The sequence below is a fragment of the Rhodococcus sp. NPDC127593 genome (assembly GCF_042671975.1).
GTDB lineage: Bacteria > Actinomycetota > Actinomycetes > Mycobacteriales > Mycobacteriaceae > Rhodococcus_F.
Genome location: NZ_JBHXWI010000004.1, coordinates 178,842 through 200,433, shown reverse-complemented (window position 1 = coordinate 200,433; position 21,592 = coordinate 178,842). Strand labels below are relative to the sequence as shown.

Sequence of the window (21,592 nt, the reverse complement as noted above, 5' to 3'; positions counted from 1 at the left end):
GTGCGCACAGCCGGTTTCGATCAGGACGTGAGGTCGTACAGGGTCACGCCGTCGACGGTGACGGTGGTGAAGTTCTCCTGCACCCAGGTGGAGATCTCCGACGCCGTGCCGTCGCCACCCATTCCGCCGCCACGGCCGCCGGAGATGAAGTAGTGGATCTTGCCGTCCGCCACGTACTGCTGGAACTGCTCCAGCGTGGGTGATGGATCGCTGCCGTTGAACCCGCCGATCGGCATGACCGGGTCCTCGGTGGCCAGCTGGTAGCCGGACGCACTGTTGGATCCGATGGCCGCGGCGACCCAGGTGTAGTTGCCGGAGTCCTGTTCGAGCAACGTCACCAGTTCCGCGCCCGGATCGCTACCGGAGAGCAGTCCCCCGGCGGCGCCGCCCATGGCACCCATACCGCCCATGCCGTCGGTGGCAGCTGCCGCCGCACCGTCCGTTGCGCCCGCAACGACACCGCCCGGCGCGGTGGGCACCGCGGCACCGTCGGTGCGGCCGCCCACGCGTCCGGCACCGTCCATGCCGCCGGGGCCACCCATTCCGCCGGGGCCTCCGCGGGCGCCTTCGACATTGGGTCCGGCCGAGACGATCGAACCGGTGTGCGGCGTCGCGATGGTGTCGACGGCGTAGGCCGTCGGTCCGGCGAGCCCGGTGAACAGCGCGGCCAGCGTGACCACGGCGGCGATCCGGCCTCGGGTCAGCGCCGGGATCAGCACGGCAACCGCGGCGACAACTCCGACGACGACCACGGCCCACTTCAGCCACGGCACGAACGACGCGCTGCGTCCGAGCAGAACCCAGGACATGGCGGCGGTGGCCAGCAGTGTCACGGCGAGGACCGCCCGCACCCACAGGGCGTCCCGTCGACGCCACAGCGTCACCGAACCGATCGCCACCAGCGCGGCCACAGCCGGTGCGAGAGCGACTGTGTAGTACGCGTGGAAGATGCCCGCCATGAAGCTGAACGTCAGTCCGGTGACGAGCAGCCACAGACCCCACACGAGGAACGACGCACGCTGGGTGTCGACGCGAGGCGCCCTGCCGCGCAGTGCGAGACCGGCGACCAGCAGGATCAGTGCGGCCGGGATCAGCCAGGCGATCTGACCGCCCTGAGCCGATTCGAACATGCGCGTGATGCCGGTGCTGCCCCACATTCCGCCGCCGCCACCGGGGCCGCCTGCGGGCATGCCGCCGCCCGCCATCGCCTCACCGGCACCACCCATGGCAGTCGCGGCGTCCCCGCGACTGCCGCCGCCGGGCGTGACACTGCCGGTCTCCTCACCGTTCAACCGGCCGAGACCGTTGTAACCCAGCGTGAGTTCGAGGATCGAGTTGTTCTGCGAACCACCGATCCAGGGCCGCGACGACGCCGGCCACAGTTCGACGATCAGCAACCACCAGCCGGCGGAGACGATCATCGCGCCGAGCGCCGCGAAGCACTGGGCGAGGCGTTTGCCGAACTTCGGCGGTCCCGCGAAGAGATAGGTCAGAGCGAGCGGCGGCACGACGAGCATCACCTGAAGCTGCTTGGTCAGGAACCCCAAACCGACGAACACGCCGGTCAGCACCATCCACCGGGTGCGTCCATCCTCCACGGCCCGCAGCATCGCCCACACGGACGCGATCATCAGCAGCACCAGCAGGGCGTCGGGGTTGTTGAACCGGAACATCAGCACCGCGATCGGCGTCAGCGCGAGCACGAGACCCGCGAGCAGACCCGCCGGGGCGCCGAACCACCGCTTCACCGTGGCGTACAGCAGGGCGACCGAACCGACGCCGAGCAGGGCCTGCGGAACCAGCATCGCCCAGGAGCTGAGCCCGAAGACCCGGACCGACAGCGACATCAGCCACAGCGACATCGGGGGCTTGTCGACGGTGATGGAGTTGGCGGCGTCGGAGGATCCGAAGAAGAACGCCTTCCACGACTCCGAACCCGCCTGGACCGCGGCGGCGTAGAACGAGTTGGCCCAGCCGGAGGCGCCGAGCCCCCAGATGTACGCGACCGCGGTCCCGACCAGGAGTGCGGCGAGTGCCCAGGGCTCCCACCGCCTCCGGGCGGGAGGTGGTTCGGCCGGTTCGACCTTTGGCTGTTCGAGGGTCGTCGTCATGCATGAACTCCTTCGGGGCGTGCGTTCCGGAACACCCAGCGAAGGGCTATGAAACGGCTGATGGTGGCAACGAGATTGGCGAGAACGAGGACGGCGAGTTCGACGTGCTTGGACACGTCCGGGGCCGCCGAATGGAGGACGTACAGCGAACCGCTGGTGAGCAGCAGTCCGAAGGCGAACACGAGCAGGCCCTGCATCTGATGCCGGGCCGCACCCTCGGATCCGCGGACACCGAACGTGAACGCGCGGTTCGCGGCCGTGTTGAGCACGGCAGTGACGAGGAGTGAGACGGCGTTGGCCCACTGCGCGCCCATGATCGGATGCAGGAGCAGGTAGAGCAGCGCGTACGCGACGGTGGACGCCACGCCGATCACGGCGAACCGGGCCAGCTGCCCGACCATGCCGCGGGGAACTCCGGGCACCAGCGGCTCGCGTCCGAAGCTGTCGCGGAGGCTGCCGATCGGCAGCGATCCGGTGGACAGGGCACGGCCCACCCGCCACACGCCCTTGAGGTCGGCGACAGCGGTCGCGACGATGTCGACGCGGCTGTCCGGGTCGTCCACCCAGTCGACGGGGACCTCGTGGATGCGGAGCCCGGCGCGTTCCGCGAGCACCAGCAGCTCGGTGTCGAAGAACCATCCGGTGTCCTCGACCAGCGGCAGCAGCCGCTGCGCGACGTCCGCCCGCATCGCCTTGAACCCGCACTGCGCGTCGGAGAACCGCGCGTGCAGCGCACTGCGGAGGATGAGGTTGTAGCTGCGGGAGATGAACTCGCGCTTCGGCCCCCGGACCACCCGCGACGAGCGGGCGAGACGGGAGCCGATCGCGAGGTCCGAATGCCCCGACAGCAAGGGCGCGATGAGCGGCATCAGGGCGTTGAGGTCCGTCGACAGGTCCACGTCCATGTACGCCACCACCTCGGCGTCGGAGGCACTCCACACCGCACGCAGAGCGCGGCCCCGCCCCTTCTCGTCGAGGTGCACGACGAGGACGCCGTCGACCTCGGCGGCCAGCCGGTGGGCAACGGCGAGGGTGGCGTCGACGCTGGCGTTGTCGGCGATGGTGATGCGGGCGGAGTAGGGAACGTTCTCGTCGAGGTGCCGCCGCAGCCGGCGCACGCAACGTTCGAGTCCGGCTTCCTCGTTGTAGACCGGCACGACAACGTCGAGCACGGGCGCAGTCTCTGAGGTTTCGGGGGTCTCGAGTCGTCCCATGGCGCCCGGTGCGCGGGAGAGGGAATTCGTCGTCATGCGTCCAAGATTCGTCCCGTACGCTCCGATGACTCTGGACGGAGGCTGGGAGTTTCCTGTGCGCTTCGCGCCCGTGAGTACTTATTAACCGCGGGTGGTTGATAAGTACTCACGGGGGGCGAAGCCGCATAATGGCGGCCATGGGATCAGTATTCAGCGCCATCATCAACGGAGATCTGCCCGGACGTTTCGTGTGGGAGGACGAGGACGTCGTCGCGTTCCTCACCATCGCCCCCGTCACGCAGGGCCATGCCCTCGTCGTACCTCGCAAGGAGGTGGACCAGTGGCAGGACGTCGACGGTGCGATCTGGACGAAGGTCATGGACGTCGCCCGCACGATCGGGCAGGCCGTCCGCCCCGCGTTCGACGCACCGCGGGCGGGTCTGCTGATCGCCGGCCTCGAGGTGCCGCACCTGCACGTGCACGTTTTCCCGGCCTACGACCTCGGCGATTTCAACATCAGCAACGCCGAGCAGAATCCGTCCCGGGAATCGCTCGACGAGGCGCAGGCAAAGCTCAAGGCCGCGCTGCGCGAACTCGGGCACGGGGACAACGTCCCCGACTGACGGTCAGCTCGACCGCGGCAGTTCCACCCGGAAGGTGGCACCCTCGCCGGGCCGGCTGTCGACGGTCACCGACCCTCGGTGGGCGGCGACGAGGGCCGCCACGATCGACAGGCCGAGCCCGCTGCCGCCGCTCTCCCGGGTGCGGGAGGCGTCGGTGCGGTAGAACCTCTCGAACACCCGGGCCGCGTCCTCTTCGCTGAGGCCGGGTCCGGTGTCGGCCACCTCGAGCACGACGCTGTGTTCGGCGGTGCTCAGCCGCACCGTCACGTCCGCGGTGGCGGGGGTGTGTTTGACGGCGTTGGCGAGCAGGTTGCCGAGGACCTGCCGCAGCCGGGCCTCGTCACCGATCACCTCGGGTGTCCCTGGTCCGGGGCGGACGTCGAGCGCGATGGACCGATCGGGGGCGACGGCGCGTGCCCCGTGCACGGCGTCCGAGGCCACCGACAGCAGGTCGACGGGCCGGGTCTCGAGGGGACGCTGGGCATCGAGCCGGGCGAGCATGAGGAGATCCTCCACGAGGAGCCCCATCCGCGACGCCTCCCCTTCGATGCGACTCATCAGGGTTTCCGTGTCGGTCATCGCGCCTTGTCGATACAGCTCGGCGAAGCCGCGGATCGTGGTGAGCGGGGTGCGCAGCTCGTGACTCGCGTCGGCGACGAATCGCCGCATCTTCTCCTCGGAGCGGCGCGCGGATTCCTCCGACGCCTCGGTGGCGGCGAATGCGTGCTGGATCTGGGCGAGCATTCCGTTGAGCGCCACGGACAGTCGACCGATCTCGGTACGATCGTCCCGTTCCGGAACTCGGCGGTGCAAGTCACCCGACGCGATGGCCGCAGCGGTCTCCTCCACTTCGACGAGGGGACGCAGACTGCGCCGCACCACGAAGTACGCGACCACTCCCAGCGCGATCAGCACCACCACACCGATGATGAGTTGCAGCACGACCAGCCGGTTCACCGTTTCGTCGTTCTCGGTGAGCGTCATCGCGACGGTGGTCTCGGTTCCGTCCGGCGCGGTCGTCGTCAGCACCCGCCAGCGCACGTCGGAGTTGTCGGTCGAGCCGACCGTCTCGGGCCCGGACGCGGGGTCCTCGGGCAGTGCGGGGGAGACGGATTCGTCGTTGATCTCGCGCAGGACCGTTCCGTTCGCCAGCGTCGTGCGGACGTAGAACGGGCTCGGCGGGCGGCCGGGGTTCGGTTCGTCCGGCGGCGGCAGCGGGCGCGATTTGCCGGGCTTCGCCCACCCCTGAGCCGCCTCGTGCAACTGGTGATCGACACGGTTGGTCAGGGAATTCTCGAGCGCCGACGTCACCGCGACACCGGACGCGAGGAGCCCGAGCGCAGCGAGCAGGAGCACGGCACCGACGAGGGTGATGCGTAGCGGCATCGCGCGAATCCACCGTCGCGCAAGCCCGTTCGGGACAGCGGCGACCACTTCGGCCGACTCCTGCGGAGCCGCAGGCGCGGTCATCGCCGCGGTTCTCGCATCACATAGCCGACGCCGCGGAGGGTGTGGATCAGCGGCGTCTCGCCCGTGTCGACCTTCCGGCGGAGGTAGGACACGTACGACTCGACCACCCCGACCTCACCGCCGAAGTCGTAGTTCCAGACGTGGTCGAGGATCCGCGGCTTGCTCAGCACGGTGCCGGCGTTGACCATGAAGTACCGCAGCAGCGTGAACTCGGTCGGCGACAGCGACACCAGGTCGCCCGCCTTCCAGACCTCCCGCGTGTCGTCGTCGAGTTCGATGTCGGCGAACTTGATGCGGGCGGACTGCTCCTCCACCGACACCTTGCCGGCGCGCCGCAGGATGACGCGCAGCCGCGTCACCACTTCTTCGAGGCTGAACGGCTTGGTGACGTAGTCGTCCGCGCCGAGGGTGAGGCCACTGATCTTGTCCTCGACCGCGTCCTTGGCGGTGAGGAACAGCACCGGAGCGTCCACACCGTCGGCGCGCAGGCGCTTGAGCAGCCCGAACCCGTCCATTCCCGGCATCATGACGTCGAGAATGACGGCGTCGGGGCGGAACGTGCGGGCCGTGTCGAGTCCCTCGGCCCCGGTCGACGCCGTCGCCACCTCGAATCCCTGAAATCGCAGGCTCACGGAGAGCAACTCGAGGATGTTCGGTTCGTCGTCGACGACGAGGACGCGGGCTTCGACAGGCTTCTTATTCACGGAACCCATCATCACTCGTGACGCTGGATCGTCGCTGTAGGTTTCCTGGGAGATTCCTGTGAGCCGGCACCACCGGCCCGTGCGGGCGGGATTCCGCTCGTCAGTTCACGACGATGTTGAGGTTGAACACTACGCCGCCGAACGTCAGGATCGTGTTGGCCAAGCCGAGTGTGACACCGCTGTTGAGCGCCCCGAGCAGTCCGAGCATCATGACCTCCATCGTCGCCCCTGCGAAGGGGTAGTTGCGCGCCGTCCGTGCGCGTTGCGGATGACACTAGGTCAACTCCGGGGAATTAGCGGCGACACACGCGAGCAATTTTCCTGAATAAAATCAGCCATTCTTCTTTGGCGAAAAAGGGTGAAACTCACGGCACATAGGCAAGGATGGGAAAGTTGCGCTCCGCGTGCCGGCGCCTCCGGTCGCCGCACACGAGACAACCCCGCCGCCGAGCCGACAGCGGGGTTGCGGGAGCGGAGTTGTCTTGACAGGCAGGAAGTTCAGGCGACGACATTCAGGTTGAGTACCACTCCACCGAACGTCCCGATCGTGTTGGCGAGCCCGAGGGTGAAAGCGCTGTTGATTGCGGCGAGCAGTCCGAGCATCATGATGTGCCTCGTTATCTTCCGTGGTATATGCACAGAATTCACTGTTTCGCTCGACAATAAATGAGGCGACCTCGATCTGCGAGATAATCGGCGCATTCGCGACCCGTGCGCGTTCGAGGAGTGTGTGTACTCGCTCACCACTCACAGGCGCGGAGTGCCTCGTTGGGTACCGTGGAAATCGTCGACACGACATCCGGACGAGCGCACCGTACCCGGCCAGCGACAAGACGGTGCCCGGAGGTTTGTCATGGCGTGGATCGTCCTTGTGCTGTCGGGAATCCTGGAGGCCGTCTGGGCCACCGCCCTCGGCCGGTCGGAAGGCTTCACCAAACTCGGACCCAGTGTCGTATTCGGCATCGCGTTGATCCTCAGCATGGCGGGTCTGGCGTTCGCGATGCGCAGTCTCCCCATCGGAACGTCGTACGCGGTGTGGGTGGGCATCGGCGCGGCCCTCACGGTCGGGTTCGCGATGGTGACCGGCGCCGAGAGTTCCTCGCTGGTGAAGATCCTGCTGATCCTCGGCATCGTGGGATGCGTCGTGGGGCTGAAGGTTCTGCACTGAGCCGATCGTGACACTCGATGCTTGTGTGTCGCGGGTTACAGTAATTCCATGAACCTGGTGTCGTTGATGACCCTCCCGGTGCGCGTCGGTCTCGCGGCGGCCGATGTCGGCCTCGGAATCGCCGAAGCCAGCCTGATGACCGTCCGCACGGCAGTCGCCGGGACCGGTGTGGTCACGGGGATGAGCACCCCGGGGAGCCCGTTGCAGGTAATCAGCCAACTGTCGTCGCTCGCGGCCAATGACCGCCCGCTCGGGCAGGCCCTTCAGCCGGGTGGTCCGCTCGACCGTCTCCTCGCTCCAGGCGGTCCCGTCGACCGTCTCACCTCGGAGGGCGGCACCCTCGAACGTCTGCTCGAGCCGGGCGGCCCGCTCGAGCGGGTGCTCGCCAAGGACGGCCCGCTCGACCGGGTGCTCGCCGAGGACGGCACCCTGGAACGGCTTCTCGCGAAGGACGGTCTGCTCGACCGTCTCACCGCCGAGCAGGGACCTCTCGAACGGCTGACCGCGCAGGACGGTGCGGTCGAGCGGCTCACGGCGCCGGGCGGAATCGTGGACCGGGCGCTCGCCGAGAACGGCATCCTCGAGACCCTGCTGTCGGAGGGTGGCGCGTTCGAACGTCTCATCGCCGAGGGTGGCCCACTCGACCAGATCGTCGCGCTGTCCGAAACGTTGACGGCGCTGGCGCCCAACCTCGAGCGGATGAGCGCCAGCATCGACCTGCTGCAGGAAACGGTGGGGATTCTCAGCGCCGCCGTCGGGCCGCTCGGCGACCTCGCCGGCAAGTTGCCGGGACGGTGGCTCAAGGGCAAGGGAGACCGTCCGGGCGTCGACTACACACTCGGGCCCGCCTGACGCCTTGACCTGAACGTGACTCGAGGTTCTACGGTCGGGTCATGACTCGCATCGAAGGCCTCGGACCCGTCGGCATCTCCCTGGACATCTCACCGGACGAGACGCACCTCGACGAGGCGGCCCGGCTGGAATCCCTCGGCTATTCGGCGATCTGGCTGCGGGGCGGTCAGATCGACAGCCTGGACCGGATCTCGGCCGTCGTCCGGGCGACCGGCTCGATTCCCGTCGCGACCGGCATCATCCCGGTCGACGTCTACGACGCCGATGCGGTCGCCGAGCTGTACGCCGATCTGCAGACCACTACGCCGGACCGGTTCGTCGTCGGACTGGGCGGCCCGCAGATCCCGCGACCGCTCCGGGCACTGAACGAGTACCTCGACAGGCTCGACCGGTCCGACCCACCGGTGCCGGCGGAGCGCCGACTACTTGCCGCACTGGGCCCACGCAAGCTGGAACTCGCGCGGGACAGGGCCGCGGGGGCCGTCCTGCTCCTCGTCACCCCCGACTACACCGCGGAAGCTCGCCGCATCCTCGGTCCGGACGCGACGCTCGTCGTCTCGCTCATGACGGTGCTCGGCACCGACGCTGCGCGTGCCCGCCAAGCAGCCCGCGTCCCTCTCGGTTTTCTGTCCGGAGTCCCCGGCTACGCCGCCAACTTCGGGCGGATGGGTTTCGATGCCACCGACATCTCGGGACTCAGCGATCGGCTCGTCGACGACCTGGTCGCATGGGGCGATGCCGACGCGATCGTCGCGCGGGTCCACAGCCACCTCGCGGCCGGCGCCGATCACGTCGTCATCGGCGAACTGGGGGAGCTGCCGGGCGAGGCGGCCCGGCAGCTCGCGAGAGCACTGCCGCTTCGTGCATAGGACCGACCGGCCGACAACGCCCGACACGTGCCTCTGGTATGTATTTCGCATGACACGAACCATCGTTGCGCTGTTGATCCCTGCCGCCCTGCTGCTCGGGGCGTGCAGTTCCGAATCGACCACCACCGAGGCCGAGTCCCCGGCGAGCGCAACGACCGAGGCCACCGAGGCATCCTCCGCAGACCTGCCCGCCGTCGCGGACCTGTGCAAAGGCCTGCTCCAGTACGCGAACGGCGCAGAGGCGCGGGCGCAGCAGAGCGGCGAGTCGTTCGACCGCACGAAGGCCCTCGACGACCTCTTCACCCAGTCGGCCGAGACGGCGGAGTGGAAGGACGCTCCGCAGGAGCGCAAGGACCAGATGATCCAGGCCTACGACGCCGCCAAGACCGGGGCCTGCTGACCCGGCTTCGCAATCGAGGACCGGAACCGTCCTCAATCCTTCATAGCGTGTTCGGTATGACCGACACGACGAAGACCATCCGTCCGTTTCGCATCGACATCGCGCAGGAGCAACTCGACGATCTCGACGATCGCCTCGCGCGAACCCGGTTCGGCACACCTCTCCCGGGTGACGACTGGGCGAGCGGTGTGCCCACGTCCTACCTGGTCGAACTCGTCACGTACTGGCGCGACGAGTTCGACTGGCGGGCGCAGGAGAAATCGCTCAACACCATCCCGCAGTTCGTGACCGAGATCGACGGTCAGAACATCCACTTCCTCCAAGTGCGCTCACCCGAACCGGACGCACTGCCCCTCGTCCTCACCCATGGCTGGCCGGGTTCGTTCGTCGAGTTCCTCGACGTGATCGGACCTCTTACCGACCCCGCAGCGCACGGGGGCGACCCCGCCGACGCCTTCCACGTGGTCGTACCGTCGCTGCCCGGATTCGGGTTCTCCGGACCGGTCCGCGAATCGGGCTGGAACACTGCCCGTATCGCCGCGGCGTGGGCAGAGCTGATGATCCGGCTCGGCTACCACCGCTACGGGGTCCAGGGCGGGGACATCGGTGCGGGCGTCTCACCCGAGGTCGCCCGCATCGCCCCGGACGCGGTGGTCGGGGTGCATCTCAACGGCAACGTCGGGGTTCCGTTCCACGAGCTGGACGATGAGGAGCGGGCGAGCCTGTCACCGTTGGAACAGGACCGCCTGGACCGGGTGTCCCGGTTCATGTCCGAGGAGTTCGGCTACATCTCCATCCAGTCCACGAGACCCGCGACTCTCGGTGCCGCGCTTGCCGATTCGCCGGTGGGTCAGCTCGCCTGGATCGTCGACAAGTTCCGCGAGTGGACGTATCCCCGCGCGGCGCTCCCCCACGATGTCGTCGGCATCGACCGTCTGCTCACCAACGTCATGCTGTACTGGCTCACCGACACCGCGTCTTCGTCCGCGTATGTCGGCTACATGCGGGAATCATCTTGGGGCGCCGACAAATCCGCGTCCGGGATCCCCACCGGGGTCATCGTCTTCGCCCACGACGTCGGCATCCGTCGCTACGCCGAACAGGAGCACGCGATCACACGGTGGACCGACGTCGAGGACCGCGGCGGTCACTTCGCCGCACTCGAAGAGCCCGAGAGGTTGACCGCAGACATCCGGGAGTTCTTCGCCGGACTCCGCTGAGCGCGACACGACGAACCGCCGGCCCCGGGTTGCGGGACCGGCGAGTTCGCCGACGGTGTTGCGTCAGTTACCGATACCGGCAACCTCCTGGGCGATACCGGCCAGTCGAGTCTGGGCCGCGGAGACCACGCCCTGACGATCCTTGTGGGCTTCCTCGTAGGCGACGACGGTGCGCACGTCGGAGGGATCGGTCAGATCCTTGACCGCGGCGACGGCCTGGGACACGTTGAGGTCGTCATAGTCGGCGATCGGGAGTTCGTCCGCCTCCAGGACGCCGCCGGCGGCGCGTGCAGAATGAATCGCGTCGGCGATTCCGTCGGCGCCTTCGTTGCGAGTGACCTGCTCGGCCGTTTCGAGAGCGGCATCACGCGAGGCGGCAAGTGTCTTCACCGCGACGTCGCCCGCGTGGGCGCCTCGCCCGAGCAACGCGCTCAGCATCGGCGGGGTGGTGCGGGCCGTGTCGAGAGCACGGTCGATGCCGCGCGCGGACCACGAGACGGGGACGTTGATCAGCCGGATCGTGGCGCCGGTCGCCGCCTGGAACGGGGTGCGTCGCAGGGCCGCCGGTCCACCGAGCGCCTCCTCCGCGAGCACCGTGGTCAACCAGTCGACGGTCGCGGCGTGCGCGGTGACCAGTCGATCGGCCAACCGGACGACGTCCTGCTTCCCGGCCGTGGTCGCGAGGGCCTTCACGTACCGCGCGCGATCGAGCAGCTGGTGTTCGAGGGCGAGGTCGCCGAGCAGGGCCTCGTCGAACGGCTGGGCCTGCTCCGCCATTGCCTTCAGCGCCGCTGCCAGCCGGCCGAGCAGCGGGCCGACGATCTCCGGCACTCCCCCGAGATCGCGGATGGCGCGTTCGATCGCCTCTGCACGGAGGCGTCCGTTCTCGGCGTTCTCGGTCAGTTCTCGGCGCACGGCCTCGGTGCGCGCCTGCGCGACGTGGGTTTCGGCAACCTGGATTTCGGTGTTGGTCAGATCGAGTACGGCGCGCAGCTGGGTGATCAGTGTGGGGACAGTGGTGATGGTCATGGTGTGTCCTTCCGGTTCGTGGGGTGCGGTCAGATCAGGCTGGAGATGAGATAGGCAGCGAGTAGGACGCCGGCCAGAACGGAACCGGCAGTGACGGCCGCGAGGACCGCCGATCCGGTCACGGACATCGCAGGCACGGCGGCGACGAGTGCAGCGACGAGAGCGGTCCCGAGCGAGAAACGGCGGTCGGGCTCGTCCTGCTGGTTCTTCGCGTGCCGGGGAGTGCGTGTGCGGAGTGCATTGTGGGCAAGGGTCATGGTTCGATTTCCCGTCTGGAGTCGAGTGCGGACCAGAGGCGGGCGTACACGAGAGGGCGTTCGCCTGACGACGCTGTCGGCGCCTTCGTGCAGGGCCCGGGTTTCGCGATTTACAGCGGTAGCGCGCTGACGACATCGACTGCACGGGCAGTGTCGGGTTCGGCCATTGCTTGTTCTCTCCCTGCCGCGGCGTCACACTCTGTGTTCGTGTGCGTGCGGCTCGTATCGGGTCGTCAACTTATCTGCTCTGGCTGATACAGATTTCATCTTATCTACTCAGCAGTAAAGTTCAACCCGTCCGAGCAAGAGAATCGGCCGACGCGCGGATTGCGGCGCTGAAACCACCCGGGACCAGCGCAGATGACACATCTACGGGATCCCACTGCTCGAGAAGAACCGGAGGCGGAGACCGACGTCGGTCCGAAAATCGGTCGAACCCCCATAACCTGACGGATCACTCTCCGGCCGAGCCGCCCTCCGACCCTTCCAACCGGGACGCCAGATCCACGTTCTCGGCTTCGAGCGCGAGAATCCTCTGAATGCCCGGGACGTTCACTCCGTCCTCCATGAGCTGCGCAATGCGCGCCAACCTGACCAGATCGTCATCGCTGTATCGACGGGTGCCGCCGCTGGTCCGGGCCGGCGTCAGCAATCCGCGACGCTCGTACAGCCGCAGAGTTTGCGGGCCGATGCCCGTCAACTCCGAAGTCACTGCAATTCCGTAGACCCCGCGACATGAGCGGGGTAAGGCATCGATGGTCACAACAGGCTCCCTTCTGCTCAAGGAACACCTGATGTTAACAAACGCATGAAACGAATCTGCAACTGATGGTATAGATTTTGCATCTCTGGCTGCTCATGCCCGGCCTGCTGCCGCGAGGACCAGGAGCGGGTGACGTAATCTCGGGTCCGAACCGAACACGAACCGAGGTCGCTCCGGCAGGGTTCGTGGAGGTGTCGTGGCCGCCAGTGCCACGGCCTCTGCGCCAGAGACGAGAAAACGGTGCCCCGCACTCAGGAACACGCAGATCGCTACCGCGATGCCCTCACTGCGCTCGCCGCGGCCACCCAGCGGCCGGCAAATGTCGTCAACACCGGTACGGGCTATGCGATCCGGGTCGATTTCGAGTACAACCGCTACCTTCTCGCATTCAACGCCGCCGACGGACTGACCGAGACCGCCGAGGACACGTCCGAATGGCGGGTCAGCCTCTACCAGGGCGTCACCGACGGCACGTCCGACGAACTGCTGGCCGCCGCCGAGCACGCGTGGCTGGTCGACGCGTTCGACCTCGCGTTCGCCGACATCCGGGCCGAGGGCAAATGGCAGTCGGCCGACGCATCGTTCGACGAGTTCAACGCCACCAACGACCCGTCCACGAGCTGAGCCGGTAAGCGCCGCTCAGGCGCGACCAGGGACCTCGGACTGCACGAGCTGCTCCAGCTCGGCGTTTCGCGCCGTGAGGATCGCATTCTCGGCTTCGAGCTGAAGAATCTGACCGATTCCGACCAGATTGACACCGGCGGCAACGAGTTCGGTGACCTTATGGAGGCGCGCGACATCGTCCTCGCTGTACCGGCGTGTGCCACCGCCCGTGCGAGTCGGTGTGATCAACCCTCGCCGCTCGTACAAGCGCAGCGTCTGCGGCCCGATACCCGTCAGTTCCGACGTTACCGAGATCCCGTACACACCTCGCTGCGAACGAAGCGGCACATGAGAGGACGTCACCGGATCTCCCTTCTTCTCAGGGCGCATCAATCTTATCAAGGCCAGAAGGACACAATGTGCCGCAGGGGGTACAGGTTCGCGCTGCCCTGCATGTGCCGCGCTTTCCCCACTCCCGCATCGCAGTTCTCGGCGGCCCGGACGGCCACTCGGCTTCCTCTGATCTCTTCCTGATCCGGATCTCCTCCGGCGATCGCCCCCCTCGAGCAGCAATCTTGCTGACTCCGCTTGAACTTCCTGCGCTATGACTGTAGAACAAATCTATATTCTTCAACGCAGATAAGTTCACACCACGAGGTGGACACCAAGGAGAACCGATGACCACACACAACGCGCAGAACCCTCCCCACGACGGAGAAGTCCTCGTTCTCCGCGCAGGTAGCGGTGGAGCGATCGCCGGCGGCCTGATCGCCACGCTGGCCCTCAGCGCGCTCACTCTCCTCTCGTCCCTGCCGACCTGACGGCCGGCCCGCCCACCTTTTCTCCACCGACCCTTCGCACCCGACAGGACACAACGCTCATGCCCGCCAGCTCCACATCCCACGCTTCCGCCACCACTACTGCCTCGCGAGGCGGAGCAACGATGAGCACCGAGGAAATCAAGGCCCGGATCGAGGCGATGTTCGCCGACGAGGCCGCCGACACCTCACCCGCACTCGTCGAATAGCGACGCCATTGCCGATGCCGGCAGGTCAGAGAAGGGCAGAGCCATGAATGTGTCCACCCAGCTCGTCGCACCATCCTGCGAAATCCGTCGCATCCCCTCGAGGACGACGCCGACGCATCGCACGAAGCCTGCGGCAGAGGTCGCAGCAGCAGAAGACCGACGGCGGGAACGCCCGGAGCCCGCGCGCCGCGAGCGCGACCAGTACCGTGACGTGCCCGCGCAGTGCGAGGCCATCGGCCGGCTCGCCGCCTCCGACCCCCGCCGCGAAGTGTTGCGACAGCGACTGATCGAACGTTGCCTGCCGCTCGCCGAACACATCGCCCGGCGCTTCCACGGTCGCGGAGAACCACTCGACGACCTGATCCAGGTCGCCCGCCTCGGTCTGGTCAAGGCCGTCGACCGATTCGACGCCCGCTGCGGCGCGAACTTCGTGTCCTACGCCGTCCCGACCATCACCGGCGAAGTCCGCAGGCACTTCCGCGACACGGGCTGGGCCATGCGTGTCCCGCGTAGCATGCAGGAACTGCACCTGTCCCTCACCAACTCGACGACCGAACTGACCACCACACTCGGACGCGCCCCGACGGCGAGCGAACTGGCCGAAGCCCTCGGGATCGACAAGGACGAAGTAGTCCAGGGGCTCCGGGTCGCCGACGCGTACAGCACCCTCTCCGTCGATTTCCCGCTCGGCGAGAACGAACGCCCGCTGTCGGAGACGATCGGCGACCTCGACCCGGCCCTCGCACACGTCGAGGACCACGTGGTCCTCGAACCTCTACTGGAATCACTTCCCGACCTCGAACGCACCGTGCTGGTCCTGCGCTTCTTCGGCAACATGACCCAGTCGCAGATCGCCGCGCGGGTGGGTGTCTCGCAGATGCAGGTGTCCCGGCTCCTGACCAAGACCCTGGCGGACCTGCGCGGGAAACTCGCCGACGTCGGCGGTCAGATGCTCTCGTAGGCGGCCAGGAAGTCCTCCCACGTCCGCTTGCCCGTCGCTGCGACGTCGAGTGACAGGTTCGCGCCGTCCCGGTACGCGCGGCCGGCCTTTCCCGGCATCCGGACCGGCATCGTCAGCCGACGCCTTCCGGTCGCCTGCAGGTATCCGCGAATCAGATCGGCCATCCCGTACACGGTCGGCCCGGGCAGGTCGGGAACCAGGCCGGCCGGTGCCCCGAGCGTCAGTTCCACCAGACGCGCCGCGACCTCCCCCGAGTCGACGGGCTGAAAACGCAGTCCGCCCGGGACCGGGATCACCGGCAGTTTCACCATCTTCTGCAGCATGGTCAGCACCAGGTCGTGGAACTGGGCCGCGCGCAGCGTCGTCCACGGCACACCCGAATCGGCCACCGCTCGTTCCGCGGCCAGCTTGGACGTGAACCAGCCGAGCGGGACGCCGTCGGCGCCGATCACCGAGATGTACACCAGGTGCTGCACCCCGGCGCGCGAGGCGGCCTCCGCCAGGTTCCACGTCGCCACCTCGTCGCCCTTGGGGCCGCCCGCCAGGTGCAGAACGGTCTCGACCCCCTCCAGCGCTGGCTCTATTCCCTTGCCCTCGAACAAGTCACCGGTCACGTACTCGATGCCGTCGCCGGTCTCGCGGCCGTGCCGGCTGAGAACCCGCACGTCCCGTCCCGCCGCCCGCAGCAGTGGGACGACCTGACGTCCGAGCGTGCCCGTACCGCCGGTGATCAGAATGGGTGATGTCATGATCTCTCCAGATTCGTGGGATGCGGGACTCGGTTTCCCGGTCTCGACAGCTGGTTTTCGGTGGATCTACTGCTTAGACACGCGGCGAGGAAGGAATGTGACACGGTGGACGACCGCGATCGGCTGACGGAGCGTTTCGAGGAACACCGGCCCCGGCTGCGGGCTGTCGCGTACCGGATGCTGGGCTCGGTGAGCGAGGCCGACGACGCCGTCCAGGAGGCGTGGCTGCGCATGAGCCGCGCCGACACCGGCGATGTGGACAATCTCGAGGCGTGGCTGATCACGGTGGTGTCGCGGGTGTGCCTGAACGTGCTGCGCTCACGCGAGCAGCGGCGCGAGGAACCTCTCGACGTGCTGGCACACGACCCGATCGTCGGTCACGAGGACGGTGGCGACCCCGAACACGAAGCGATGCTCGCGGACTCGGTCGGGCTGGCCCTGTTGGTGGTGCTCGACACGCTGACCCCGGCCGAGCGGCTCGCGTTCGTGCTGCACGACATGTTCGACGTGCCCTTCGACGACGTCGCCCCCATCGTGGGCCGCTCCTCCCCCGCGGTGCGGCAACTCGCGAGCCGCGCCCGCCGACGGGTGAAAGGAGCCTCGCCGGCGCCGGACACGGCGGATCTGGACCGCCGGCGCCGCGTCGTCGACGCCTATCTGGCCGCCACCCGCGGCGGCGACTTCGACGCGCTGGTCGCCCTGCTCGATCCGGACGTGGTGCTCCGGGCCGATCCGGCTGTCGGCCCCACCCCGGCACCTCTCGTGATCCGGGGTGCCCGCGTCGTGGCCAGGGGCGCGCTCGCCTCCGCGGAACGGGCCCGGTTCACCCAGGTTGCCCTGGTGAACGGGGCGGCCGGGCTCGTGATGGCACTCCACGGACGGTTGCACCTGGTGCTGGCGTTCACGATCGCGGACGGCAGGATCACCGAGATCGACGTCATCGCAGAACCCGATCGCGTCCGCCGACTCGATCTCGCGGTTCTCGGTGACTGACGGGACCCCGGTCACCCGTACAGGGTGATGACCGTGCGCGCCCCGACCAGCAGCATGGAGGTGGTCGACACTGCCGGGAGAGGGGCGCGCGAACGTGACTACTGCCTCGGACGACGATGCCCCACCCCAGAGCGCTGCCGCGCCGTCGCCGTTCCCGCCGATCGCCGACTACGCCTTCCTCTCGAACTGCCACACCGGGGCGCTGATCGCGCCGGACGGTTCCGTCGACTGGCTGTGCGTGCCCCGGTTCGACTCGCCCAGCGTGTTCGGGTCCCTCCTCGACCGCGAGGCGGGGATGTTCCGGATCGGACCGTTCGGGCTCAACGTTCCGGCGTCCCGGCAGTACGAGCCGGGAAGCAACACCATTTCGGCGGTGTGGAACACGCCGACCGGCTGGGTCACGGTGCGCAGCGCGCTGACGATGGGTCCGAGCCGCGGCGAGGACACCGTCACTCCTCACACACGGCCACCTGCAGACGAGGACGCAGACCACATGCTGGTCCGCACTGTCACCTGCCTCGACGGCAGCGTGGAGGTGGAGTTGGTGTGCGAGCCCGTGTTCGACTACGGGCGCACACCGGCGGAGTGGGTTCTCGTGGACGGCAGCCGGCACACCGCCGACGCGAGTGGCGCGGGTCAGACCCTCCGCCTGCAGACCGACATGGCACTCGGCATCGAAGGGGGGCGGGTTCGCGCCCGCCACGTGCTCGAGAAGGGTGAAACCCTCTACTGCGCCCTGACGTGGTCGGCGGAACTCGTCGCACCGCAGACCGTGGAAGAGGCTGTCGGGCAACTCGATGCGACAACGGAATTCTGGCGGCAGTGGTTCAGCCACGCACGTTTTCCCGACCACCGGTGGCGTGAGGCGATCCAGCGGTCCGCCCTGACCATCAAGGGACTCACGTACATGCCGACCGGCGCCACCGTCGCGGCTCTCACTACGTCCCTTCCGGAAACTCCGGGCGGCGAACGTAATTGGGACTACCGGTACACGTGGATGCGGGACTCCACGTTCACCCTGCAGGCGCTGCACTATCTGAACCTGGACTGGGAGGCCGACGAGTTCATGCAGTTCGTCGCCGACCTCGAGTCGAACGGCGATGGCGCACTGCAGATCATGTACGGAATCGACGGCACCCGCGACCTGACGGAGTCGACCCGCGACGACCTGTCCGGCTACGCGGGCGCTCGTCCGGTGCGCATCGGCAACGGCGCGTTCGAGCAGCGGCAGAACGACGTGTTCGGCGCCGTCCTCGACTCGATCCTGTTGCATACGGTGCGCAGCAAGCGCCTCCCCCGCCGGCTGTGGCCGCTCGTGCAGCAGCAGGCGACGTGCGCGTCAGCGGTGTGGCGCAACCCCGATCAGGGGATCTGGGAGGCCCGCGGCGCACCGCAGCACTACGTGTCGTCGAAGCTGATGTGCTGGGTGGCACTCGACCGGGCGTCGAAGATCGCGGGCATCCGCGGCGATCGCTCGGCCGAGGAAACCTGGCGCGCCACAGCCGACGAGATCCGCGCGGACATCCTCGAGCACGGGGTGAAGGACGGGGTGCTGCGCCAGCACTACGACACCGAAGCGCTCGACGCGTCGACCCTGCTCGCCGCCGTCTTCGGATTCCTTCCCCGCGGCGACGAACGCCTGCGCGCCACCGTCGACGCCATCGCGAACGACCTCACCGAAGACGGATTCGTCCTGCGCTACCGCACCGGCGAAACCGACGACGGGCTGTCGGGGACGGAAGGCAGTTTCCTGATCTGCTCGTTCTGGCTGGTGTCGGCACTGACCGTGGTCGAACAGGTACAGGCGGCAACCGATTTGATGGAGCGGCTACTCAGCGTGTCCTCTCCGCTGGGGCTGTACGCCGAGGAGTTCGACACGAGCACCGGCCGTCATCTCGGCAATTTCCCGCAGGCGTTCTCCCACCTCGCGCTAATCGAGGCCGCGGGGCGCATCATCCTGCACGAGCGGATGCGGGAACTGATGTGAGCCGCGGCGGGCCACAACGTCCCGTCACCGTAGGCTGAGATCGTGTCCCGAGCAGAGTCGAATCGGACGTACAGCGGCCAACCGGTTGCGGAACGTCGCGTGGCCCGCCGGGCACGGTTCCTCGACTCCGCCCTGTCGGTCTTCGCGGAGAAGACGTACGCCCACAGTTCGATCAGCGACATCTGCGCCCACGCCGGACTGTCGCGTCGCCAGTTCTACGAGGAGTTCGGCAGCCGCGAGGACATCCTCCTCGCGCTCTACGACACGATTCAAGACGAGGCCCGGGACGCCGTGCTCGCCGCGAACGACAGGGCGCCGTCGCGCGATCCGCGGACCGTCGCCGGCACCGTCATGACGGCGTACATCGAGTCGGTCGGCACGGACGAGCGGCGGGCCAGGATCATCTTCGTGGAGGTGGTCGGGGCGGGCCCCCGGGTCGAGCAGTACCGCCTCGAGCGCCGCACGCAGTGGGCGCAACTCTTCGAAACCGTCACTCGCACGATCGACGGCGGCGTCGTCGACCCGCCCGAGCGGTTCGCGATGGTGTCGATCGCCTTCATCGGGGCGGTCAACGACCTCGCCCACCACTGGAGCACCGCCTCCCCCCGACCGTCCGCGTCGGTCCTGGTGGACGTCCTGAGCACGATGCTCATCGCGCTGGTCACCGATCAGTCCTGAGCCGAACTTACTCGCGAGTATTGCGATACCCGTCACACCTGATCTAAGGTCTGCTCTCAAAGTGAGACATGGACGTCTCACTTCAGCCCGGGGAGGACCACATGATCGGATCGAGAGTGCTGCGACGTCGAATACTGCTGGTGGGAGCGTTGGTGGTGGGCACGCAGCTCGCCGTCGCCACGCCGTCGGTCGGGGCTCCCGCCGACGCCGGAACGTCGGTGGACGTGCAGCCGGCCCCTACCGTTCCCGCCTGGCCCGAGGCCGACCGGGGTTTCTACGAACCGCCGGCAGACGTGGTCGCGGCGGCCGAGCCGGGCGAGATCATCGCCGCCCGCGAAGTGCATCTGGCCAACCTGTCGGTGCTTCCGGTGAACGTCGACGCGTGGCAGCTGTCCTATCGCTCCAACAATTCGCGGGACGAGGCGATCCCGGCGGTCGCGACGGTCGTCAAGCCGCGGGGCACGATCGACGGCGTCCGCAATCTGCTCTCGCTCCAGCCGGCGGAAGACTCCCTCGGCAGGTACTGCGCCGCCTCGTACGCACTGCAGCAGTGGTCCGTGCCCGCGCCGCTGACCGGTCAGGTCGTCGCGCCGCTGCAGTTCCTCGAGGCGCAGGCCGCCCTCGCCCAGGGATGGGCCGTCGTGATGCCGGATCACCAGGGCCCGAATGCCGCGTATGCGGCCGGGCCCCTCGCAGGCCGCATCACCCTGGACGGAATCCGGGCGGCGGAGAACTTCGACCCACTGGGGCTGCCGGGCCGGCAGACTCCCGTCGGGGTGATGGGCTACTCGGGAGGCGCGATCGCGACGGGGCACGCCGCCGAACTCCACGCGAGCTACGCACCGGACCTGAACATCGTCGGCGCGGCCGAAGGCGGCATCCCGGCCGATCTCGGCGCCCTCGTCGATATCGCCGACAACAACCTCGGTGCGGGGATCGTGCTGGGCGGCGTGTTCGGCGTGAGCCGTGACTATCCCGAGCTCGCCGAGTATCTCGACACGCACCTGAATCCACTCGGCAAGCAACTCCTGGCCGCCAAGAGCAACCTCTGCGTCAGCTACCAGTCGGCGCTGCTGCCGTTCGCGAACCTGAGGGGGCTGTTCGACAGCCCGAGTGGCGACCCGCTGCGAGATCCGGTGGTCGAATCGGTGCTCGACCGGACGAAGATGGGTCACCTGGTCCCGGACGTACCGATATTCATGTACCAGGCGAACCCGGACTGGCTGGTGCCGGTCGGACCCGTCGACACACTCGTCGGCACCTACTGCCAGGACCAGAACGCCCGGGTGACGTACACCCGCGACCATGCGAGCGAGCACCTGTCCCTCGAACCGGTCGCGGCCGCGAGCGCCCTGATGTGGCTGCGGGACCGGTTCGCCGGGGTGCCCGCCGACGTCGGGTGCACCACCCACGACGTGGGATCGATGGCCCTCGACCAGGCGACGTGGCCGGTGTGGTCGTCGATCGTCGGCGACACGATCGCGAGCCTGCTCGGTCAGCCGATCGGCACATGAGGGCGGGGGTTCCGATCAGAGGCTGCCGACACCAGCGAGCAGTCTGCGCGCCCCCTCGTGGAGGCGGTCCCGGACGGTGGCGACGCTGATCTGCATCGTGTCCGCCACCTCGTCGCAGGACATGCCCCGGTAGTACACGAGGGCCAGTGTCTCCCTTTCGAGCGCGGGCAGCGCTTCCACTGCATCCAGTACCGCCGACCTGCACGAATTCACTTGCATGCACTCATCGTCAATGACCGGCGGGGTCGGAGACAGGGACCCCAGGGTGACGAACTGCCCACCCAGGGGTGAGCGTGCGGGAAACACAGTGGGCCACCGTCCCCGGGGACGGGGGCGCAGTGTGTGCGGAGGCGGGGGCGGGGGGGGCGGGGGTGGGTGTCTTGGGGGGGCGGCGGCTGGCGTAAGGGGCGGGGGGGGGGCC

Annotated in this window: 24 protein-coding genes and 1 riboswitch; of the genes, 14 read left to right on the top strand and 10 right to left on the bottom strand. The window is 67.9% G+C overall.

What is annotated here, in order from left to right; translation table 11 throughout:
- Positions 1–20 precede the first annotated feature (20 nt).
- Positions 21–2,111, bottom strand: a complete 2,091-nt coding sequence (locus tag ACFVJ3_RS05160; RefSeq protein ID WP_378451035.1) for an ArnT family glycosyltransferase — start codon at positions 2,109–2,111, stop codon at positions 21–23.
- Positions 2,108–3,361, bottom strand: coding sequence for a glycosyltransferase (locus ACFVJ3_RS05155; protein ID WP_378451034.1), 1,254 nt, complete (start codon positions 3,359–3,361; stop codon positions 2,108–2,110). Before ACFVJ3_RS05155 ends, ACFVJ3_RS05160 begins: the two co-directional genes overlap by 4 nt.
- 140 nt (positions 3,362–3,501) lie before the next feature.
- On the opposite strand from ACFVJ3_RS05155, the gene ACFVJ3_RS05150 reads away from it, so the two are divergent.
- Entirely contained in the window at positions 3,502–3,927 is a 426-nt protein-coding gene (locus ACFVJ3_RS05150; RefSeq protein WP_378451033.1) for an HIT family protein, read from the top strand.
- Positions 3,928–3,930: 3 nt separating this feature from the next.
- Here the strand turns inward: ACFVJ3_RS05150 and ACFVJ3_RS05145 are convergent, their stop codons facing one another.
- Positions 3,931–5,313 carry a sensor histidine kinase gene (locus ACFVJ3_RS05145; protein WP_378451098.1) on the bottom strand — a complete coding sequence of 461 codons (1,383 nt, stop codon included), beginning with the start codon at positions 5,311–5,313 and terminating at the stop codon, positions 3,931–3,933.
- A gap of 80 nt (positions 5,314–5,393) precedes the next feature.
- A complete protein-coding gene (locus ACFVJ3_RS05140; RefSeq protein ID WP_378451032.1) occupies positions 5,394–6,110 on the bottom strand; it encodes a response regulator transcription factor in 717 nt (238 codons plus the stop codon).
- A gap of 772 nt (positions 6,111–6,882) precedes the next feature.
- A riboswitch (guanidine-III (ykkC-III) riboswitch) is annotated at positions 6,883–6,944 on the top strand.
- Positions 6,945–6,954: 10 nt separating this feature from the next.
- On the opposite strand from ACFVJ3_RS05140, the gene ACFVJ3_RS05135 reads away from it, so the two are divergent.
- Genes ACFVJ3_RS05135 through ACFVJ3_RS05115 form a run of 5 tightly spaced genes read left to right on the top strand, consistent with a single transcriptional unit; the run spans position 6,955 to position 10,610 of the window.
- The gene (locus tag ACFVJ3_RS05135; protein ID WP_378451031.1) at positions 6,955–7,269 is read left to right on the top strand and encodes a DMT family transporter; all 315 of its coding nucleotides are present in this window, start codon (positions 6,955–6,957) and stop codon (positions 7,267–7,269) included.
- A gap of 48 nt (positions 7,270–7,317) precedes the next feature.
- A complete protein-coding gene (locus ACFVJ3_RS05130) occupies positions 7,318–8,121 on the top strand; it encodes an ABC transporter (protein WP_378451030.1) in 804 nt (267 codons plus the stop codon).
- Positions 8,122–8,162: 41 nt separating this feature from the next.
- Positions 8,163–8,990 (top strand): TIGR03620 family F420-dependent LLM class oxidoreductase, encoded by an 828-nt coding sequence (locus ACFVJ3_RS05125; protein WP_378451029.1) that lies wholly within the window; start codon positions 8,163–8,165, stop codon positions 8,988–8,990.
- A 49-nt stretch (positions 8,991–9,039) separates the two neighbouring features.
- Positions 9,040–9,390, top strand: coding sequence for a hypothetical protein (locus ACFVJ3_RS05120; RefSeq protein WP_378451028.1), 351 nt, complete (start codon positions 9,040–9,042; stop codon positions 9,388–9,390).
- A 56-nt stretch (positions 9,391–9,446) separates the two neighbouring features.
- A complete protein-coding gene (locus tag ACFVJ3_RS05115; RefSeq protein ID WP_378451027.1) occupies positions 9,447–10,610 on the top strand; it encodes an epoxide hydrolase family protein in 1,164 nt (387 codons plus the stop codon).
- 63 nt (positions 10,611–10,673) lie between these two features.
- Here ACFVJ3_RS05115 and ACFVJ3_RS05110 read toward each other — a convergent pair whose 3' ends face one another.
- The 3 genes from ACFVJ3_RS05110 to ACFVJ3_RS05100 all read right to left on the bottom strand — a co-directional run bounded on the left by ACFVJ3_RS05110 (position 10,674) and on the right by ACFVJ3_RS05100 (position 12,659).
- Positions 10,674–11,639, bottom strand: a complete 966-nt coding sequence (locus tag ACFVJ3_RS05110) for a ferritin-like domain-containing protein (RefSeq protein ID WP_378451026.1) — start codon at positions 11,637–11,639, stop codon at positions 10,674–10,676.
- A gap of 29 nt (positions 11,640–11,668) precedes the next feature.
- Positions 11,669–11,896, bottom strand: coding sequence for a hypothetical protein (locus tag ACFVJ3_RS05105; RefSeq protein ID WP_378451025.1), 228 nt, complete (start codon positions 11,894–11,896; stop codon positions 11,669–11,671).
- Between the two features lie 454 nt (positions 11,897–12,350).
- Positions 12,351–12,659, bottom strand: coding sequence for a MerR family transcriptional regulator (locus tag ACFVJ3_RS05100; protein WP_378451024.1), 309 nt, complete (start codon positions 12,657–12,659; stop codon positions 12,351–12,353).
- Between the two features lie 240 nt (positions 12,660–12,899).
- On the opposite strand from ACFVJ3_RS05100, the gene ACFVJ3_RS05095 reads away from it, so the two are divergent.
- Positions 12,900–13,283, top strand: coding sequence for a hypothetical protein (locus tag ACFVJ3_RS05095; RefSeq protein ID WP_378451023.1), 384 nt, complete (start codon positions 12,900–12,902; stop codon positions 13,281–13,283).
- A gap of 15 nt (positions 13,284–13,298) precedes the next feature.
- Here ACFVJ3_RS05095 and ACFVJ3_RS05090 read toward each other — a convergent pair whose 3' ends face one another.
- The gene (locus ACFVJ3_RS05090; RefSeq protein ID WP_378451022.1) at positions 13,299–13,625 is read right to left on the bottom strand and encodes a helix-turn-helix transcriptional regulator; all 327 of its coding nucleotides are present in this window, start codon (positions 13,623–13,625) and stop codon (positions 13,299–13,301) included.
- 314 nt (positions 13,626–13,939) lie between these two features.
- Here ACFVJ3_RS05090 and ACFVJ3_RS05085 point away from each other — a divergent pair, with 314 nt between their 5' ends.
- The 3 genes from ACFVJ3_RS05085 to ACFVJ3_RS05075 are packed head-to-tail and all read left to right on the top strand — an operon-like array spanning position 13,940 to position 15,250.
- Entirely contained in the window at positions 13,940–14,083 is a 144-nt protein-coding gene (locus ACFVJ3_RS05085; RefSeq protein ID WP_378451021.1) for a hypothetical protein, read from the top strand.
- Positions 14,084–14,142: 59 nt separating this feature from the next.
- Entirely contained in the window at positions 14,143–14,289 is a 147-nt protein-coding gene (locus tag ACFVJ3_RS05080; RefSeq protein WP_164709551.1) for a hypothetical protein, read from the top strand.
- A 43-nt stretch (positions 14,290–14,332) separates the two neighbouring features.
- Entirely contained in the window at positions 14,333–15,250 is a 918-nt protein-coding gene (locus ACFVJ3_RS05075) for a SigB/SigF/SigG family RNA polymerase sigma factor (RefSeq protein WP_378451020.1), read from the top strand.
- On the opposite strand, the gene ACFVJ3_RS05070 is transcribed toward ACFVJ3_RS05075, so the two are convergent.
- A complete protein-coding gene (locus ACFVJ3_RS05070) occupies positions 15,235–15,999 on the bottom strand; it encodes an SDR family oxidoreductase (RefSeq protein WP_378451019.1) in 765 nt (254 codons plus the stop codon). The two genes, ACFVJ3_RS05075 and ACFVJ3_RS05070, sit on opposite strands and share 16 nt — an antisense overlap.
- 105 nt (positions 16,000–16,104) lie before the next feature.
- Between ACFVJ3_RS05070 and ACFVJ3_RS05065 the strand changes: the two genes are divergently transcribed.
- From ACFVJ3_RS05065 to ACFVJ3_RS05050, 4 genes are all read left to right on the top strand, one after another.
- On the top strand, positions 16,105–16,992 hold the full coding sequence (locus tag ACFVJ3_RS05065) for a sigma-70 family RNA polymerase sigma factor (protein WP_378451018.1): 888 nt from the start codon (positions 16,105–16,107) through the stop codon (positions 16,990–16,992).
- Between the two features lie 94 nt (positions 16,993–17,086).
- Positions 17,087–18,979, top strand: coding sequence for a glycoside hydrolase family 15 protein (locus ACFVJ3_RS05060; protein ID WP_378451017.1), 1,893 nt, complete (start codon positions 17,087–17,089; stop codon positions 18,977–18,979).
- 42 nt (positions 18,980–19,021) lie between these two features.
- Positions 19,022–19,657, top strand: coding sequence for a TetR/AcrR family transcriptional regulator (locus ACFVJ3_RS05055; protein ID WP_378451016.1), 636 nt, complete (start codon positions 19,022–19,024; stop codon positions 19,655–19,657).
- Positions 19,658–19,758: 101 nt separating this feature from the next.
- Positions 19,759–21,171: a lipase family protein gene (locus tag ACFVJ3_RS05050; RefSeq protein WP_378451015.1), complete on the top strand. Its 1,413-nt coding sequence runs from the start codon at positions 19,759–19,761 to the stop codon at positions 21,169–21,171.
- A 15-nt stretch (positions 21,172–21,186) separates the two neighbouring features.
- Here ACFVJ3_RS05050 and ACFVJ3_RS05045 read toward each other — a convergent pair whose 3' ends face one another.
- Positions 21,187–21,390: an RNA polymerase sigma factor gene (locus tag ACFVJ3_RS05045; RefSeq protein WP_378451014.1), complete on the bottom strand. Its 204-nt coding sequence runs from the start codon at positions 21,388–21,390 to the stop codon at positions 21,187–21,189.
- Between the last annotated feature and the right edge of the window lie 202 nt (positions 21,391–21,592).

Bases quoted from the DNA above. Each gene is read 5' to 3' on its own strand.
- ACFVJ3_RS05105 (WP_378451025.1), bottom strand. From the start codon at position 11,896: ATGACCCTTGCCCACAATGCACTCCGCACACGCACTCCCCGGCACGCG.
- ACFVJ3_RS05155 (WP_378451034.1), bottom strand. From the start codon at position 3,361: ATGACGACGAATTCCCTCTCCCGCGCACCGGGCGCCATGGGACGACTC.
- ACFVJ3_RS05145 (WP_378451098.1), bottom strand. From the start codon at position 5,313: ATGCCGCTACGCATCACCCTCGTCGGTGCCGTGCTCCTGCTCGCTGCG.
- ACFVJ3_RS05070 (WP_378451019.1), bottom strand. From the start codon at position 15,999: ATGACATCACCCATTCTGATCACCGGCGGTACGGGCACGCTCGGACGT.
- ACFVJ3_RS05075 (WP_378451020.1), top strand. From the start codon at position 14,333: ATGAATGTGTCCACCCAGCTCGTCGCACCATCCTGCGAAATCCGTCGC.
- ACFVJ3_RS05160 (WP_378451035.1), bottom strand. From the start codon at position 2,111: ATGACGACGACCCTCGAACAGCCAAAGGTCGAACCGGCCGAACCACCT.
- ACFVJ3_RS05140 (WP_378451032.1), bottom strand. From the start codon at position 6,110: ATGGGTTCCGTGAATAAGAAGCCTGTCGAAGCCCGCGTCCTCGTCGTC.
- ACFVJ3_RS05130 (WP_378451030.1), top strand. From the start codon at position 7,318: ATGAACCTGGTGTCGTTGATGACCCTCCCGGTGCGCGTCGGTCTCGCG.
- ACFVJ3_RS05115 (WP_378451027.1), top strand. From the start codon at position 9,447: ATGACCGACACGACGAAGACCATCCGTCCGTTTCGCATCGACATCGCG.
- ACFVJ3_RS05150 (WP_378451033.1), top strand. From the start codon at position 3,502: ATGGGATCAGTATTCAGCGCCATCATCAACGGAGATCTGCCCGGACGT.
- ACFVJ3_RS05045 (WP_378451014.1), bottom strand. From the start codon at position 21,390: ATGCAAGTGAATTCGTGCAGGTCGGCGGTACTGGATGCAGTGGAAGCG.
- ACFVJ3_RS05110 (WP_378451026.1), bottom strand. From the start codon at position 11,639: ATGACCATCACCACTGTCCCCACACTGATCACCCAGCTGCGCGCCGTA.
- ACFVJ3_RS05080 (WP_164709551.1), top strand. From the start codon at position 14,143: ATGCCCGCCAGCTCCACATCCCACGCTTCCGCCACCACTACTGCCTCG.
- ACFVJ3_RS05120 (WP_378451028.1), top strand. From the start codon at position 9,040: ATGACACGAACCATCGTTGCGCTGTTGATCCCTGCCGCCCTGCTGCTC.
- ACFVJ3_RS05050 (WP_378451015.1), top strand. From the start codon at position 19,759: ATGATCGGATCGAGAGTGCTGCGACGTCGAATACTGCTGGTGGGAGCG.
- ACFVJ3_RS05125 (WP_378451029.1), top strand. From the start codon at position 8,163: ATGACTCGCATCGAAGGCCTCGGACCCGTCGGCATCTCCCTGGACATC.
- ACFVJ3_RS05135 (WP_378451031.1), top strand. From the start codon at position 6,955: ATGGCGTGGATCGTCCTTGTGCTGTCGGGAATCCTGGAGGCCGTCTGG.
- ACFVJ3_RS05085 (WP_378451021.1), top strand. From the start codon at position 13,940: ATGACCACACACAACGCGCAGAACCCTCCCCACGACGGAGAAGTCCTC.